General features: G+C 36.4%; 18 protein-coding genes and 1 pseudogene. 9 read left to right on the forward strand and 10 right to left on the reverse strand.

All coding sequences use genetic code 11. From position 1 onward, the window contains the following. Window positions 1–145: 145 nt before the first annotated feature. A complete protein-coding gene (locus KTH84_RS03155) occupies window positions 146–334 on the reverse strand; it encodes a hypothetical protein (RefSeq protein ID WP_262471919.1) in 189 nt (62 codons plus the stop codon). Window positions 335–449: 115 nt separating this feature from the next. Here KTH84_RS03155 and KTH84_RS03160 point away from each other — a divergent pair, with 115 nt between their 5' ends. Both KTH84_RS03160 and KTH84_RS03165 read left to right on the forward strand, forming a co-directional pair. Beyond that, window positions 450–1670, forward strand: a complete 1221-nt coding sequence (locus KTH84_RS03160) for a phage/plasmid replication protein, II/X family (protein WP_262471920.1) — start codon at window positions 450–452, stop codon at window positions 1668–1670. Window positions 1671–1678: 8 nt separating this feature from the next. Further along, window positions 1679–2005 (forward strand): hypothetical protein, encoded by a 327-nt coding sequence (locus KTH84_RS03165; RefSeq protein ID WP_262471921.1) that lies wholly within the window; start codon window positions 1679–1681, stop codon window positions 2003–2005. Window positions 2006–2412: 407 nt separating this feature from the next. On the opposite strand, the pseudogene KTH84_RS03170 reads toward KTH84_RS03165, so the two are convergent. Continuing rightward, window positions 2413–2645 (reverse strand): annotated as a pseudogene (locus KTH84_RS03170) (TetR family transcriptional regulator); the annotation flags it as partial. A 365-nt stretch (window positions 2646–3010) separates the two neighbouring features. Here KTH84_RS03170 and KTH84_RS03175 point away from each other — a divergent pair. From KTH84_RS03175 to KTH84_RS03185, 3 genes are all read left to right on the forward strand, one after another. Then, window positions 3011–3940, forward strand: a complete 930-nt coding sequence (locus KTH84_RS03175; protein WP_262471926.1) for a transporter — start codon at window positions 3011–3013, stop codon at window positions 3938–3940. Window positions 3941–3972: 32 nt separating this feature from the next. Next, complete coding sequence (locus KTH84_RS03180; protein WP_202742046.1) at window positions 3973–4758, forward strand: cyclase family protein; 786 nt, start codon at window positions 3973–3975, stop codon at window positions 4756–4758. 113 nt (window positions 4759–4871) lie between these two features. Further along, window positions 4872–5309 (forward strand): MarR family winged helix-turn-helix transcriptional regulator, encoded by a 438-nt coding sequence (locus KTH84_RS03185; RefSeq protein ID WP_202742045.1) that lies wholly within the window; start codon window positions 4872–4874, stop codon window positions 5307–5309. A 102-nt stretch (window positions 5310–5411) separates the two neighbouring features. On the opposite strand, the gene KTH84_RS03190 is transcribed toward KTH84_RS03185, so the two are convergent. The 5 genes from KTH84_RS03190 to KTH84_RS03210 form a co-directional block, all read right to left on the reverse strand. Next, window positions 5412–6389, reverse strand: a complete 978-nt coding sequence (locus tag KTH84_RS03190) for a fumarylacetoacetate hydrolase family protein (protein ID WP_262471927.1) — start codon at window positions 6387–6389, stop codon at window positions 5412–5414. 67 nt (window positions 6390–6456) lie between these two features. Next, a complete protein-coding gene (locus KTH84_RS03195; RefSeq protein WP_262471928.1) occupies window positions 6457–7599 on the reverse strand; it encodes an FAD-dependent oxidoreductase in 1143 nt (380 codons plus the stop codon). 14 nt (window positions 7600–7613) lie between these two features. Next, window positions 7614–8774 (reverse strand): alpha/beta hydrolase family protein, encoded by a 1161-nt coding sequence (locus tag KTH84_RS03200; protein WP_262471929.1) that lies wholly within the window; start codon window positions 8772–8774, stop codon window positions 7614–7616. A gap of 9 nt (window positions 8775–8783) precedes the next feature. Further along, entirely contained in the window at window positions 8784–9143 is a 360-nt protein-coding gene (locus KTH84_RS03205; RefSeq protein WP_262471930.1) for a Rieske (2Fe-2S) protein, read from the reverse strand. Then, the gene (locus KTH84_RS03210; RefSeq protein ID WP_262471931.1) at window positions 9143–10072 is read right to left on the reverse strand and encodes a VOC family protein; all 930 of its coding nucleotides are present in this window, start codon (window positions 10070–10072) and stop codon (window positions 9143–9145) included. The genes KTH84_RS03205 and KTH84_RS03210 overlap by 1 nt, the downstream gene beginning before the upstream one ends. A gap of 221 nt (window positions 10073–10293) precedes the next feature. Between KTH84_RS03210 and KTH84_RS03215 the strand changes: the two genes are divergently transcribed. Together KTH84_RS03215 and KTH84_RS03220 are read left to right on the forward strand one after the other, a co-directional pair. Continuing rightward, entirely contained in the window at window positions 10294–11454 is a 1161-nt protein-coding gene (locus KTH84_RS03215) for an MFS transporter (protein WP_262471932.1), read from the forward strand. A 399-nt stretch (window positions 11455–11853) separates the two neighbouring features. Then, window positions 11854–12090, forward strand: a complete 237-nt coding sequence (locus KTH84_RS03220) for a VF530 family DNA-binding protein (protein ID WP_002058193.1) — start codon at window positions 11854–11856, stop codon at window positions 12088–12090. A gap of 24 nt (window positions 12091–12114) precedes the next feature. Here KTH84_RS03220 and KTH84_RS03225 read toward each other — a convergent pair whose 3' ends face one another. Then, entirely contained in the window at window positions 12115–13020 is a 906-nt protein-coding gene (locus tag KTH84_RS03225) for a LysR family transcriptional regulator (protein ID WP_262471933.1), read from the reverse strand. A 166-nt stretch (window positions 13021–13186) separates the two neighbouring features. On the opposite strand from KTH84_RS03225, the gene KTH84_RS03230 reads away from it, so the two are divergent. Next, window positions 13187–13735, forward strand: coding sequence for a 2,4'-dihydroxyacetophenone dioxygenase family protein (locus KTH84_RS03230; protein ID WP_262471934.1), 549 nt, complete (start codon window positions 13187–13189; stop codon window positions 13733–13735). Window positions 13736–13831: 96 nt separating this feature from the next. Next, a complete protein-coding gene (locus KTH84_RS03235; protein ID WP_262471935.1) occupies window positions 13832–14914 on the forward strand; it encodes a glycerol dehydrogenase in 1083 nt (360 codons plus the stop codon). 26 nt (window positions 14915–14940) lie between these two features. Here the strand turns inward: KTH84_RS03235 and KTH84_RS03240 are convergent, their stop codons facing one another. Together KTH84_RS03240 and KTH84_RS03245 are read right to left on the reverse strand one after the other, a co-directional pair. Next, complete coding sequence (locus KTH84_RS03240; RefSeq protein WP_202742036.1) at window positions 14941–15708, reverse strand: SDR family oxidoreductase; 768 nt, start codon at window positions 15706–15708, stop codon at window positions 14941–14943. Between the two features lie 75 nt (window positions 15709–15783). Next, a complete protein-coding gene (locus KTH84_RS03245; RefSeq protein WP_133973577.1) occupies window positions 15784–17082 on the reverse strand; it encodes an MFS transporter in 1299 nt (432 codons plus the stop codon). Window positions 17083–17105 lie beyond the last annotated feature (23 nt).

The raw sequence follows: 17105 nt of genomic DNA on the forward strand, positions 1-17105 counted from the left end.
CACTAGATTATGTTACTAAGCCCCAGTGAGAAGATTATCCAGTCTCACGGGGCTTTTTAACATCAATCTGCATTATGCGAATCTTTGAAAGGTTGGGGGAGTCCACGTCTTCTAATGGTGGACTCTAGTCCGATATTTCGGAATTTTACTTCTCTTTGTACTCTTGCTGCCAAGCGATTACGTCTTCTGCTTTTAAATCTTTTAAGTGTTTTGCAATAAGAGCATTGACGATATCGGCCTCATCAATCGGCAATCTTGTTTTTACAATAAAATCTATGTGTGTTTTTTGTATCAGTGACACATATTCGGTTTTAACTCTATACGTCTTTGACATTTCACGCATCTCTAAGCTCGTTGATTCTTATATTTTATCATTGTGACACTGTTGCATTGTCACAAGCAACTGTGATACAAATGCAGCATACAGTCACATGCAACGGTGTCACACCATGTTGGATCATATTTGCATAAATGCGCCTTTTGAGTCCAGCTTCTATTCAGTAGATGCTGAAGGGCGTTATTTTTTTGTAGATATTGATCTGCATTCTATTGAGATTCCGCTTGCTTCTCGTTCTGTTCATAAGAATGACGATGGTTCAATTTCTGCTGCTGCGCTATTTCATCCGTTCGAGTCAGTTCCGACTCATTACACGGGTATGGCAATGAAAGTATTTTTTGATTCTAGTTTCGAACCTTTTGTACAGATCAAGGCTTCACCTGCGAAATTGCTTCAAGGTCATAATGTCTTTGGTAGCGACAATATAGAGCAGGGTGCTATGGAAATGATCGGCTTCTTACATGAAGCTTATCCGCTTCTTGCACGCATGTTAGATTGGCCTCGTGCTTGGGTTTCACATATTGATGTGACTTACTCAGCACGATTGAAAGACCAGAGCACGGCTAAAAAAGTTTTGGATTTCTTGAGTAATGTCAGTAATGGCCAGACTCGTTTGAGTAACAAGCGTTTCGACAGTTCAGTCTATTGGGGAGGTCAGACTTCAAGACTTGTGAATCACAAGTGTTATATGAAGCATGATGAATTTATTGCTCAATTTGAGGAGTATAAAATGCTCGCAAAGAAGAACAATAAGGCAGCTCAAAGAGTTGTTGATGTCATGTCCAATTCGGATCTGATTAACTGGACTGTCGGTCTTTTACGTTTCGAATCACGTTTAAAAAAACGGTGGCTTGAACGTAATGGAATTCCTACCAATCTCTTTGAATTAATTAAGTTTCAACGTTCTAACCCTGATTTACTTCAAACACTCTGGAACAAAGCTACTCATAGCATTTTTGAAGCCTTGCGAGGTCAAACTATGAAATTAACAGACGATACAAGTGTACTTGAAACAATTGAACGCTCAGAAGTTGTAATGACCAAATCTGGCAAGGTTTCCCACACTAAAGTGCGTAATTTATTCGCTATGTTTTGTCTTATCCGTGAAAAAGGATTTGATGAAATTAAAAATAATTACGGTAAGTCTCAATTTTACAACCTAGTTTCCCAATTGTGTGAATGTGGCTTTTCAAAAGCATATTTACAGAACCTTCATGATGAGAAGGCATCAAACGTCATTCCATTCGTAAAGCTCGTAGAAATCGACTTCAATCAACAATTGCCAAACTGGTATGAAGAGCCAGTTTCGCAGTTCAACTATAAAATCGCATAGGTGAGCAAATGAACAATTCACAACATCCAATTATGACAGTTACAGGTATCCGTAAATCTGCGGGTGATTTCAGTGACCAGACATCAGGTAAACAAATTACGTTTTCAAATACGGTCGTAACGGTACTTCAAGAATATTCAGCCAAAGAAAAAGAACAAGGCGCAATCGGTCTTAAATCGACTGACTACAAAATTAAAGGCGCTCAGTTCTTCAATGATTACATTCATCAGAAGTTACCAGCCGAAGCTGCAATGATCTTTGATTGGGATTTTACGGGCAAAGCGCCAAAGGCTGTATTGGTATCGTTAGATTTTAGTGCGAAGAAAGCTATATAAAACAAAGTGTTAAATATGTAATACTTCGTATAATGTATATTATGTTAAATAGAAGATTTGGAAAACTACCATATATAAGGCTCTGGCTACTCTGCATTGTTACTACGGCCGTTTATGCTTCTACACTGAATTATTAAAAGCTTATTCAACTGCATCTATTGCTTGAGCAATTTACTAAGCCGCGGCAAACTTAACGACTTAAATTGGCTTAACCCTATTTCTAATTTTAGCCAGAGTAATTCTTTAGACAACTTTCTGTAAGTTGTAATTACACTTTTATATTTACCCTAGTGAATTGCACATCATCTTTACGAGATGTATTTTTGCGTCTACTACTGGCTGCTATATAGATTTCTTATTATAGATAGCCTTTTAAACATTAAAACTAAAAACATGTGTGCACCTTATTTTGAGGCATTTTCGTTAGTCGTTAAAAGCAAATTATAGATTTCATTAATCAGCCAATTTCTACAATCAATTACAAGTTGATAAGCCTTTGGATGTGTTTTAGCAATCTCAAAAATGGCGCTTTAAATGGCAAATGGTAAAGTCCATCTAAGTCGGCATGTAAAAAGTAAATCTTACGAAGCTTTTCAACCAGCGTTAAGTCTTTTTGAACATAGATAAGCGAAATGACCTCATATTCTCTCCTTTTGTCTCTACTCCATATAATCAATAAGCATGATAAATCTTCTAAGGTTTCATGTTACTCATTTTTTCTTTATTGAGTAAGGATTTTTATAGGAGCTATTAAACTCAAGAATATTTATATTGTTGACACATCAACAATGTTGGTATTTAATGGGTTGTCGGATGAATTTTAAACGCATAGGAGATGCTCATGATCGGTAAACATTTAGAAAAATAAAACTTAAGTTGTTAAATTAATTAATTTTTATTTTCATCTTTCTAAAAGGTGGATAAGGAACTTTATTGCTCTAAAAAAACTAGATGACAGGATTATCTCCAAACATCGGACTGTTTGGATTGAACAAGGAATAAACAATGTATATTCATTTTAAATACCCTCAATTACTTGCGCTAGCTAGCCTTTCATTAGTTATAGTATCAGGACAGACTTTAGCAGCGCCAAATGGTAACCCTACTCTGCCTGGCGGCACCACCCAATTTTTTATTGCTGAATTTCCTCCAATTACTGGAAATTATCTTCAAATTATTTCTAGTTATTCTACGGCGGATCAATTTAATGATCAGAATGGTAATAAAAAATATGATCAAGACCTTAAAGTGGCTGCACAAACTTTAAGACTTACAACCACTTGGGATAAGAAAATCTTAGGATCAGATATTACGATATCTGAGATTATCGGAACTTATGTTGATTTAAATAATCAAATACACACGCCATATGGAGATGTCAAACTTAATGATGATGGGCTCTCCGATGTTTTATTTGAGCCATTAATTCTTCAATGGAATAAAGGACAACAGAAACAATGGCAAATGGTTGCTGGTTTAGGTTTTGTTTTACCCATCGGCACTTATAGTAAAAGTCATGATGTGAATGTTGCAGGCAACTATTTTTCGATCGCACCACGCGTAGCTCTTAAATATAAGTTTGAAAATGGACTTGAAGCAGCCATAAGTCCGATGGTTAATTTCAACTGGAAAAATTCAGATTCTAATTACAAGACGGGTAATGAACTGACCATTGATTACTTACTTGCTTACCACAGCAATAACTGGCGCTTCGGGGCGACTGGATATTATTACACTCAACTTGAAAATGACGAATTAGATGGGCAAGAAATTAAAGATTCAAAAACGAAATCATTTTCTATTGGTCCTGCTATCCAATATCAATTTATGAATGGAAAAGGTCCACTAGTCAGTGCGAGCTGGATTAAAGATGTAGATTCTGAAAATAAAGCTGAAGGTCAAACTTTTTGGCTAAGTGCAGCAATCAAATTTTAAAAGAATTAATATTTTTTCAAAGGTACAAAATTATGGAAAATTTTCTTAAAGATCGAAAATATATTGATCTCTCCGTTACTTTAGAGAATAACCCATATACGGACCCTCCTCCTTTGCTCCCGAAAATTGAATATATGGATCATCAGGAAGGTTGGCCTGAAATGGAGGCTATGTTTCCAGGTTTAGAGTTAAAGGATTTACCCGGAGAAGAAGCGTGGGCTGCAGAGCGTTTAATTATTACCACGCATAGTGGAACACACATGGATGCACCTTGGCATTACAGCTCTACAACTGATGGCGGAAAACCTGCTTATGGAATAGATGAGCTACCTTTAGATTGGTGTTTTCGACCAGGTGTAAAACTTGATTTTCGTAATAAACCAGATGGGCATGTAGTATCAGCATCTGAAGTGCAAGAAGAATTAAGCAGAATTGGATATACACTTAGTCCTTTAGATATTGTACTTATTAATACCTCAGCTGGGGCTTATTTTGGACAACCTGAATATTTAGGTAAAGGCTGCGGTATTGGTCGTGAAGCGACCTTATGGATGTTAGAGCAAGGCATTCGAGTAGTAGGTACAGATGCTTGGAGTTGGGATGCTCCTTTTAAATATACAAAAGAGAGATTTACCGAAACAAAAGATGCTTCTATTATTTGGGAAGGACATAAAGCTGGTCGAGATATTGGTTACGGGCAAATGGAGAAATTGGCAAATCTAGAAAGCTTGCCTGACTATGGATTTTTAGTATCGTGTTTTCCTTATAAAATTAAACATGCTTCCGCAGGTTTTGTGCGTGCTGTTGCTATCTTATAAAGATTAAAAACAAGATAAATATTAAGGATATATTTTTCTACAAAGTTAAATATATCCTTAATTTATTGATTCTGTATAATTTCATTCTCTCCTCTAATTACTACGATCATCGAATGCAAAAAATTAAGATTGACCGTCATGCAACAGCACAAATCAACATGTTGGCAAACAAGCTTATGTTGAAATCAAGTACCGCGTACACACAAAAATTTGGTATCGGGATGACAGAATGGCGGATCATTTCAGTTTTATCTGGTACTTCCGATTGTTCTGTACAAAAAATTAGTGATATTTTGGGCCTAGACAAGGCAGCCGTTAGTCGCACAATTAAAAAGCTTGAGGAAAAAAAGTATATTGAAGTTAATGGACATGCTGAAGATAAACGAATATATGTCATTAATTTAACCCAAGCTGGTCAAGAGCTTTATGAAGTCGCATCAGATTTTGCAATTGAAAGAGAAAAGCAACTTCTTGAAGAACTGGAAGAGTCTGAGAAAGACCAGTTATTCAATTTATTAAAAAAACTGCGTAACAAAGTTGATCAAATGTAAAATATAAAAAAGCTTTGTAGGTAGTTATTCTATAAAGCTTTTTTATTAACTAAGCAACCATTGTTTTTGATGGATACTCTTTAAAATTTAAGCTAGTCATCATTAACAAGGAATAAACTTTGTTTTAATAGGTCCAAATATTGATTTCTTACTTTTATCAAAGACATTAATTTCGACGGTTTCACCATATTGAATGAATTCACTTTTGGCTGCACCATGTTCAATCATTTCCAAAGCAATTTTTTCGGCAAGACAAGCAGAACCAGTATGTTTTGCATCTTTATTTGATACAGTGCCTGACCCAATAATGGTGCCGGCCTTAATGTTACGGTTATAAATTAGGTGAGAAATAAGATCGCTAAAGGAATAATTCATCTCCTTTCCATTTGGTGCCCCAAACCATTGATCGTTTCGTTTAACTTCGATATTTAGGCCAATTTTTTCATCATCCCAGGCTTTTCCAAGTTCATCTGGTGTAACTGCGACCGGAGCAAAAATCGTGGCGGTTTTTGCCTGAATAAAACCAAACCCCATTTTTATTTCACGATTTAAAATACCTCGCATGCTCACATCATTTAAAATCATGACTAACTTGATGCTAGATTTAATTGTATCTTTTGAGCTTCCCATAGGAATATCTGAAACTGCTACAGCAAATTCTGCTTCAAAATCACATAAATCTTTTGTAGAGGGAAAAGCATAATCATCTACGCCTGAACGGAAGTCGTCACTTTGGCGTTGTATTAAAATCGGAATCCCTTCTGGTTCTTCATTTTTAATTTTGTAGGCTTCTTTCATAATTCGGCCATGATTTAAAAAAGCAGAGCCATCAACAAACTGATAGCAGCGTGGTAACGGCGCTAAAGTTTTTTGTGTATCAAATCCAAAACCATTTTGCTCAGGATTTTCATTAAATAATTCATAAGCTTCATATAGCTTATTTTCCAATTCATCCCATTGCTCTAATAATTGCAGCATAGTTTGTGCAAATTCCGGAATAGTTCGTGCCCATTTTAATTCACGGCTTACAAAGACCAGTTGACCGTCACGAGTTCCATTTTTTAATGTGGCAAACTTCATGTTTCACCTCTATTCTTTCAAAAATTAAGCCCAAAGATCTTGCACTTCTTCGGGCCAGCTTTAAGTTTTACGCCTTAAGCGGCTGTGTTAATGCTTCAAATGCTTTTGTTGCCAGCTCTCGATGCTCAACAGGTGAGCCATTACTCATCTCAATTTCACCTAGACGAGTCGAGACACTAATAACCATTTTTGCTCGATCAAAATGACGCTGCTGATATAGATTTAAAGCGTTTTCTAAGGGTTGATCTTTTGCTAACTCTTCACTTAAAAGAATAGCACCTTCAATTGCGAGACCCGCTCCTGAGGCCAGATGCGGAGTTGTGGAATGCACGGCGTCACCCAATAGAACAACACGACCTTTATGCCAAGATTCTTCGACCAGTAAAGTGTGTAATGGACGATAAAGAATATCTTCTGCTTTAATTTTTCCTTGATCGATATCAGCTTTTACTTCCTGAACAACGCTACCAAATTCAGCTAATAAACCAGATAACTTTTCAGGCCATAGATGCTGTTCAATAAAATCATCACTTTCATGACGGTCTAATACGCACATATAACTTTGCGAATCACTAATAGGACTAAAAGAAGCTTTAAGCGTTTTACCAATCAGCATTGAAAAGTTATTAAAATATTTTGGTACAACAATTCGCCATGCCCCTTGGTGGGTAAAGGTACTTTCAGGTAATTCAGGAAAGACCAGATGCCGTATTTTTGAATGTATGCCATCAGCTCCGATCACTAAATCAAATTGTTGCTCCTGCCCATTGGTAAATAGGACCTTGACGGAATCTTTGTTATTTTCCAACTTATCGACAGTTGTACCTAAAATAACGTTAACGCCTAGCTCACGTAATTTATTTTCCAATACTTCAGCAAACTTGGTCCGCATCACTCCAATACTATTTGCAGCTAAATCTTCTGCACCAACTGCTGGCTTAATCGGCGCTTCGGCAATCTTATAACCATCTGATGTGTACATATCGAATTGTGAAAACTGCCCTGATACTTCAAATAACTCTTGCACTACCCCAATTTCTTTAAGTGCACGGAGTGTTGCCGCACTTAAGGTAATACCAGCACCTATGGGCTTGAGCGTATCCTTAATTTCAACTAAAGATACGTTTTTCCCAAGCTTTTTAAGTTGGATGGCTGCACACATGCCACCTATGCCACCACCGATAATGGCAATATCTACGATCCCTGTCATATTGTTTCTCCAATTTACTTTGAGGTTCTACCGCCTAAATGTTCTGCCAACCAATCCGCAATATACGCACCGGCATTTAATGGATTATCAATTGAACTGTGTTCAACGCCTCCCATCTCATCATCAATGACCAATAACTCTTTATCTGGTGAGTTAACTAGTTGATCATAAGTTTCATAAGCATATTTCAATGGAATCTGGCGATCCTTCTCACCATGAGTTACTAAGAAAGGCACTTTAATACGGTCAAGAACTCCATTGAGGTGCATATTCTCTGCTATCTCAAAAAATTCTTTCTGGTCTTTAGCCCCAAATACCCATTCCACATGTTTCCAATAATGAGGAACTGGGTTCTCGCCTTCACGTTTTAGACGAGCTTGTTGAACTGCTCGCCAATCATGATTTGCACCCCAAATTGCTGCACAACAAAAGCGTGGTTCAAAAGCAACAGCTCGAGGGCAATAATATCCACCTAAAGAAATACCAAAAGCGGCAATGCGATTTTGATCAATTTCTGGTTGTTCACATAACCAGTCGACAATTGGAGTAGCCCATATTTCAGAGTTATAGACAGCACGCAAATCTTGTAAGCGAATCGCCTCTCCTGTACCCGGTTGATCAACCATAAGTACTGATATCCCGCGCTCTACGAGTTCATCAGCTAAGGGGCTGTAAGACATTAATTCTTTAGTAGAATCAAGCCCATTCATCATCACAACAATGGCCTGCTTTTCATCCGTAGTTTTTCCTTTTGCATAAATCGCGCTTAGATGGCTATTTTGATAAGGAATTTCTACTCGCTTAACATCATCTTTTTTATATTTTCGGTATAGCTCAGCTAACTCTAAATAACGTTTATATACTTTTAAACGTTCAGGATGACCTTGTTCTTGCATACGCTCTGCAATTAAATAATATAAGGCAGCACGATAATATTTTTTTGCGGCAGACAATTCTCTGTTTTTCTCAAGATCTTGTTCAGCCATCTTAATCAGCTTATCTGCACCGCCAATCCACGCATGAAGAAATTCGACAGTTCCGACATCTGCATCATCAGAAGACTTTTCTAATAATGGACGGCAAAACTCATCAATTTCACCGATACTTCCACCATGTGTTGCAGCAATAACGGTGGACATACTCCAAACATAGTTTTTTGGAAAATAAACAAACATAAAAACCTCTTAATCCTTAAGATTGATTAAACTTTTCGATTCAACATAAATCTCACCATTCACTTCATGATGCTGAATCTTTCTTAACTTTTTCCCTTTACATGGGCCTGCAGAACACTCTCCAGAAATTTTGTCAAAATGTGCAGAATGTGCATAACAAACAATATGTTTCCCATCAGCCGATAAAAACTTATCCTTTTGATATTCCAGTGGACGATGGTTATGTGGACAGTCATTTACCCATACCGCTACTTCTGTTTCTGTCATGACCAAAAAAAGTTGATCATTTACTCCGTCTAATGAAATTCCTTTTGCACTGCTCTGACTAAGTTCCGAAATTTTTGCTATAAAAATTTTTTTATTTAACATTATTCCCCTGGTGACCATTTTTTACGTTGATCAAATAAGAACACTTGTGAAGTATCACTTCCCATTGGCATTGCACGTGGTGTCCAATTGTCATCATGCAAATCCATATCTGCATCAAACTCCATCGTTCCACCAAATGGGCTATTAAAATACCAAAAGAAATTACTTCCCATAATATGACGCCCCGGTCCCCAGAAGCTCTTATATCCCTTCTGAGCAAATTCCCAACCATTTCTTAAAACCTCGTAACCTGAGCCGAAATGGAAAGTAAAATGATTTAACCCAACCATATGTGGATTAAAGCTTTGAATTAGAAATAAAGAATGGTGTTCATTTAAGCCAGCTGGACGCATAAAAGGTCCAATATTGATAAAACGATCAGTCGTGATGAAACCGAGTCGATCAGCATAAAAAGCTTCAGCCTTTTTATGATCTGGGACGAAATAAACAACATGGGAAAGAGAGCGTGGTGTTTTACTATGACCTTCAAGCAATACGCCACATTCATTAATGGCTCTTCCAGGTTCTTGGCCCGGTACATTTATCCCTACATAGGGGGCAACTATTTTACGTTTACGTGTAATACGGAATGCGATTGCAAATCCACTATCATCAAAAGAATGGATTGTTCCTTCATCGTCAACACTCACTTCTCTATCTTTAGAAAGTTCTGCTGCAATAAGGTCTAATTCATTTTGATCAGCAACGCCGTACACTGTTTCACGAATATTTGGTGCTGGAGCATTCGCCTTTGGCAACGATGGATCTGTATCTAATTTAAAAATAACAGTACCGCCATCTAAAGCTTCGTAAGTTCCACCACGTTCATTTTTTTCAACAAGATTTAAACCATAATCAAGTAAGTACTGGTGACACGCATCTAAGTCTAATACTCCAAAAACCAGACTTTCTAAGCCAAGAATGTTCATGCATTCAACTCCATTTGAGAAACTTCAAACTAAAAACTCAAAGGTTTCTAATTCATCTGGAATTATTAAAATACAAAATTAGTTGATGTGTCAACAATTATTGTTGACACATCAACTAATTCTATTTTATCTTTTATTCAGAGTGTTTTTTGTTCACTCATAAAAAGATGAATTAAGAAAAAATCTCATCTTTAAAGGGATTATTTAAAGGAATAAGGATTATGTATAAAATCGAAAGTAAGCGAGGAATGCTTGCGCTCATGACCTCCCACTGTGCAGGCATGGTTGACTTGGTTGCCTTACCTATCTGGATAGGCACACTCATTGCAAATTATCATTTTGGTTTTCAACAAGCTGGTGGTCTAGTTACGCTGTTCTTATTAGGAGCAATGCTGGCAAGTTTGATATTTGCCCCTATTTTTAACCGTTTCAATCCTAAATGGCCCGTTTTTATTGGGTTCCTTTCTGCTTGTTTTGCTTTCTACTTAGCCTCTAAAAATACTCATTTCTCAGTATTAGCAATATTACATCTGGTAGGTGGTTTTTCTGCTGGTCTTGCCTTGAGCTTTACTCATGGCACCATGGGAAGAAGTATAAATCCTCATAGAATATTTGGATTTTCTGGATTAGCACTTGGCATTTTCGCTATTTTATTTTTAGCTGGTTCTTTAAATTTAATTAGAAATTTTGGTGGTTCTACACTATTTTTGATTCTTGCCTCAATTATGGCAGTTGCCGCGTTTATTGCTTTGTTATTCTACCCCCAAATCAATAAAAAACAGGACAATATTCAATTTGAATCGTACCATCGTCCTAAATTTTCAAAATACATTTGGTGCTGTATTTTTGGAATATCTCTATTGGCCATGACGAACTCTATGAATGTCAGCTTTTATGAACGTATTGGAATTGCACGAGGTTTTGGAGAAAGTTCTGTCGCACTCACATTAATTATTTACGGTATTGTTTCTATTTTTCCAGCACCGATCGCGGCTTTCACTCAAAAGTATTTTAATCCACTCGCCGTTATTTGTATTGGCCCCATCTTTCAAGCCATATTTTCATTAGTGCTTACCCACAGCCATAACTACTTTCTTTATACGCTTGCGGGCTCATGTATGGTTTTCACTATTTTATTCACTCATACCTATGCTTTTGGTTTACTCGCTAGACTTGAGCCAACAGGACGAGCTGTTGCAGGAACTCCTGCAATGTTAATGTTCGGTGCAGCCTTAGGACCAATTTTAGCGGGTACTTTAGTTCAATATATTAGCTTTGAAGCAATTGGAATCATGGGTTGTATCTTGGTTATTGGTCAATTGATTTTATTTAATATCGTTAGAGCCTATTACACTAATCATGGTATAGCTCAAAATGCTTAATTTTTAAAAGATTCAACTAATTCTTCTAAAGTTTTTAAAAAGCTCTCTCTTTGAGGGCTTTATTTATAAATTACTAGTAATTCTTCCTAACTTATCTTCTTTGATGCATAAATACTCATATAAAACTGTTCCAAAACTAATCAAATGCCTTAGTTCATGAACTCAATTTTTTATTATTTAATAATAAATACATTAAGATATTAATTTTAAATAATTTATTTTTTATTTTATTTATAAATATCACTTAAGGTGAACATAAGTGTAAATCAAACCTCTACTCAATTTGCTTCACAACAAATTTAAGCAAATCTCTATGGCTTGTTTAGATCAATCTAACCCTCTCATTTACCAACTAGCTCAGGTTATAATAATAGCCTCCCAAAATATTGTTGATCTATTATGAACACCTCCAATGACCCTTTACACGGCAAAAAACTTGCTGACATTTTGGATGAATTATTGGATTACTACGGTGGATTTGAAGGCTTAAGTCGTAAAATTGAAATTAGATGTTTTTGCATAGATCCAAGTGTTAAATCATCATTGCGATTCTTACGTACCACACCATGGGCACGTGAAAAAGTAGAAAGCTTATATTTGTATGTCTTACGCCAAAAAGCCAAACAGAAACCGTAGCTATCAAAACTTTTACTACTTATATTAGTGAATTCGCCACGGTTTATTTTTGGTTTTTTGCTGTAGAAATTGAATAAAACACTTAATTCTAGGGCTTTGAAGTTTTCGATTTGCATAAATAATATACTGAGGTTCAGTTATTCCAGAACGAAAATTCCCCAGAATCGGTGTCAGTCTTCCAAGTTTTATATCTTCACCAATATGGTAATCTGCTAGTCTTACTATCCCTTCTCCTCTTAATGCAAGATCTCTCAAAAAAGTCCCTTGAGAAAAGGATGCGATCGGTTTGACAGGAACAATAAAACTTTCATTATTTTCAACAAAATCCCAATTATTCCAACTACTTGAGAAATTAAAATGAAAACAACGATGCTGTAATAATTCTTGAGGATGTTTAGGTGTTCCATATTTTTCGAGATATTGAGGTGAAGCACAGGTTATCCACTCACTATCTCCAATTCGAGTTGCAATTCTTGATGAAGATGGAAGTATTCCTCCATAGATTGCGATATCAACACCACGATCAAAATCATCCTGATATACCGCATTCAACTCAAAATCTACACTTAAGGATGGATAATTATCTAGAAACTCAGGTAACCAAGGTAAAATTTGATGTTGTGCAAAAGTTGGCATCGTTCTAATTTTTAAAACACCACTCACACGGGTTGGAAATGCTTCAGCTAAAGAGTCAGCCTCATTCATTGCAGCTACAACATTTTGTGCACTCTTTAAATATGCAACGCCTTCTTCGGTCAATGTCAGTTGTCTTGCTCCTCTTTGAATAAGTCGCACACCTAAACGATTTTCTAGCCGGTTAATTAACTTGCTAATTGCAGATGGCGTTAAATCATTTGCTCTTGCTGCTGCTGAAAAACTTCCATGCTCGTATGCCCAGATAAAGGCCATCAGTTGTCGATAATTGTCCATAATATTTTTCTCAAACATCATTAGAGTAAATTTGAATATAACAGCTTTTAATTTACATAAACTTTGCCTGTTATTCACATGTAGTTTGAATTTGATGCAATCTACGATCAAATTGCTTTTGCTAGTATCTAACTCAATCGGAATGCTTTATTTCAAGGAGAAAGTGATGCTACAGCAAAGAAATCCGGATTACTCAGCCAATGAAGAACTTATGCCTTTTCAGTTACCACAAGTTCCCTATATGTCGCCTGATCTTGTAATTCCAGGCGTTTTAGATGCGGCTTTGAAAGACGATAATTTATGGGTACCTACCTCTGATTCTGTAAGTTTTAAACCTCTGCTTTTAAATACTAGTTCTGGTTACTACATAAACTTATTACGTGTTCGAAAAAGTGGTGTGTTATCTAGACATCGTCATACCGGAGCAGTACATGCATTCGTACTTAAAGGTCGTTGGTATTATCTTGAGCATGAGTGGATTGCAGAAGAAAAATCATTTGCTTACGAACCACCTGGCGAAACCCATACTCTTTTCGTACCTGAAGATGTTACTGAAATGATTACGCTATTTATCGTGCATGGCGGCTATACATATGTAGACCCATTTGGAAAAGCTGTAGGTTATGAAGATGTGTTTACTAAATTAGAAGCCACACGAGAACATTATAAAAATATTGGCATTCCTGAAAGTGAATTAGAAAAAATCATCCGATAGTAACTGCCTTTTATAAAGAAATGCCAATTCGTAAAGTGATTGGCATTTTGTCTTTTCTACTACTGAAAATTAACCAAGTTTATTAAAGGATTAGATATGTTAAAAATAATGGGATTTCCTGGTGAATATATTCAAGGTGAACATGCTCTAAGAAATATTGGTGATATTGCAACAAGACACCAATTTAAAAAAATTGGAATTATTTATGATCCAGCTATTGAGGGACCTATTTTAGATAAAGTCACTATGTCGCTTAAGCAGTCAAATTTAGATTTTATTAGCTATAAGTTTCCTGGCGAATGTACCTATGAAACGATTGAGCGACTTAGTCGTAGTATGGAACAACACGATATCGATTCCATTATTGCACTAGGTGGCGGTAAAGCAATGGATACCACTAAAGGTATTTCAAAAAAATTAAATATAGCCATTATTATTTGCCCTACAGTCGCGTCTAGCGATGCCCCTACAAGTAGGCTCATAATTGTTTATGATGCGAATCATAAGGTTCAAGGTGTAGAAAAAACAAAGCGAAACCCAGATATTGTATTAGTTGATCTAGATACTATTGTGCAGGCGCCTGCTCGCTTTTTTGCTGCGGGTATTGGGGATGCTATTAGTAAAATGTTTGAAGTAAACCAATGTAAAAACTCACATGGCCTGAATTCATTTTCGACACCACCTTTAGAAACAGCATTATTATTAGCAAATAATACTTATAGTAATCTCATCACATGGGGAAAAATAGCGTATGAAGATGTCAAACAGCACCATATTACCCCTTCAGTTGAACGAGTCGTTGAGTCGACAGTACTTTTAAGTGGTTTAGGCTTTGAAAGTGGCGGCTTATCTTTAGCACATGCTCTTATAAGGGGTTTAACAGCCATTCCAGAACTGGCTACCAATTTACATGGAGAGTTAGTGGCTTATGGTACCGTTGTTCAAGCTGTATTAGAAAATAGAGAGCATATTTTTATTATTGAGCTGATTAATTTTCTTAAATCTGTTGATTTACCGACCACAATTGCTGAACTGGGATATCATCAAGAGATCAGTGATTCTATGTTAGAAACGATCATTATGCATACACTGCAAAATGACTATAGTAAAAACTTTGAACCTCCTCTGAATAAAGAAAACCTGAAACAGGCAATAATAAAAACCAATCATTATTGCTAAAGAAAAAAGGGAGACTTCTCCCTTTTTTATCGCATGAGCCAACCACCTGCTATATCAATCACTTGTCCAGTGACGAAACTACTGTCATTTGAAGCCAGAAATTCTACGACTTTTGCGACTTCTGTCGGGGAACCTAATCGGCCTAAAGGCGTATCATCAATCACATGTTGGTTTACTTGATTGCCTACTTCTAAAACCATAGGCGTTTCTATGCGTCCGGGTGCAATTGCGTTTACATGAATGTTGTAAGCACCCAGCTCTCCAGCCAAGTGTCGAGTTAAGCCAATAATTGCAGCTTTTGTTGCACTGTAGTGGCAAGCAACCACAGGAAGATATGCATTTGCAGCAACTGACGATGTATTAATAATTTTTCCAAACTTATGTTTAATCATCTGAGGAACTAAAATACGAATCAAATTAAAAGATCCATTTAAGTTAACATCTACTACCCGTTGCCATTCTTCCGGAGATAATTGCCAGATTTTATGGGCATGTCCTTGATGCTTTGGTGAAATCCCAGCATTGTTTACTAAAGTATCAATAAAGCCTATTTCGTTATAAAAATATTCATAGGCAGCCTGACAAGCTTCATAATTAGCAATATCAGCACAAAATGAACTGACGTGATAGCCTTTATCTGCCAACTCTTGATGCTTAGCGACCAATAGATCGCAATTAAAATCTATTAGTGCAACTGTCGCACCTAACTGGGCAAGATGCTCTGCAATTGCGGCACCAATACCGTTACCAGCACCCGTAATTAAGACTTTTCTATCCTTAAATAATTTTTGCATTATAACTCCGTTAAATATTTTTAAATTTCCATAAAAAAAGCAAAGACCTCTATTTCGGTCTTTGCTTTTAAGTTTTTACTTAACCTGATCTAAATCAATGCCTTTATTATTCTTCCAAGTTAATACTGCAATCGAAGCGATTATGGACACCACAATTAGATAAACATTAAAAATCCAACCTTTATCTATTGAGTAAAGCCAAGTATTCACATAGGAAGCCGTACCACCAAAAATGGTTACTGCCAAAGACATGAAGAAGCCGAGAAAATTAGTTCGATATTTTGTTGGAATTTGTTCTGACATGGCTGCTGGTTTGCAAGACATTAAGAAACCCATTGTAAATAGCCCAATGCTTTGAGCAACTAACAAAGTCCAAGGCTCATTACTAATTAATGACCACAACGGGAATAGCAATAAAGATGAACCAATGTAAGTGATTAAAGAGTTATTGTTTCTTCCAATGTAATCAGATAACCGCCCTTGAAATGGTAGACAGATCAGATAAATTACTTGTGCAATACAGCTCATCATAAAAGCATCTTTTGCAGGCATTTTTTGTATACCAATTGCATAAATAGCTGCACAAGTGACCCATGTATAAAAGGTTAAAGTTGAACCCGCTTCATAAAAGAAAAGCTTAATACCAACTTTCATAATTTTAGAAAAAGGCCAATTTACCTCATCTGACATTTGATCATTATTTTTTTCAATATGTGTTTCGATCATATTTCTACGGAGATAAATTGCAAAAAATGCAAGCCCACCACCAATAGCAAAAGGAATTCGCCATGCCCACTCGTGCATTTGTTGATCTGTATAGGTCACATTGAGTAATGCTAAAAAAAGTGTTGCTAATAATGACCCAGCACCCACTGCAAAAAATGACATGCTAGACCATAAACCACGCCTTTTGGGTGGAGCAATTTCTGCAATATATGCATATGAGGTTGCGGTTTCTCCACCATGAGCGAAACCTTGAACCAATCTAGCAATGAGTAATAGACCTGATGCCCATGCTCCAATCTCTTCATAAGATGGAATAAAAGCAATCATTAAGCTTGCTAAAGCCATCATTACCATGGTGACCAGCATAATATTTTTTCGGCCATATTTATTTGCAAGTGGACCAAATACAAATCCACCTATTGGCCTAGAAACAAAGCCAACAGCAAAGACAGCTAATGTATTTAACAATGCTGATGTTGGGTCAGTTTTATCAAATAATGCTGAAGCAATATATACGGAAGCGACAGCATAAATTGTCCAATCATACCATTCCAATAAATTGCCTATGCCACTCGCAATTAAGGATTTTTTTATGTCTTTCTGCACAACTTGCTGTGACTGAGACTCAATATTTGAAAAGCTAGTCATGGCTACTTCAATCCTTTAAATTA

Source organism: Acinetobacter sp. WU_MDCI_Abxb74 (assembly GCF_025513915.1).
Taxonomy (GTDB): Bacteria; Pseudomonadota; Gammaproteobacteria; order Pseudomonadales; family Moraxellaceae; genus Acinetobacter; species Acinetobacter calcoaceticus_C.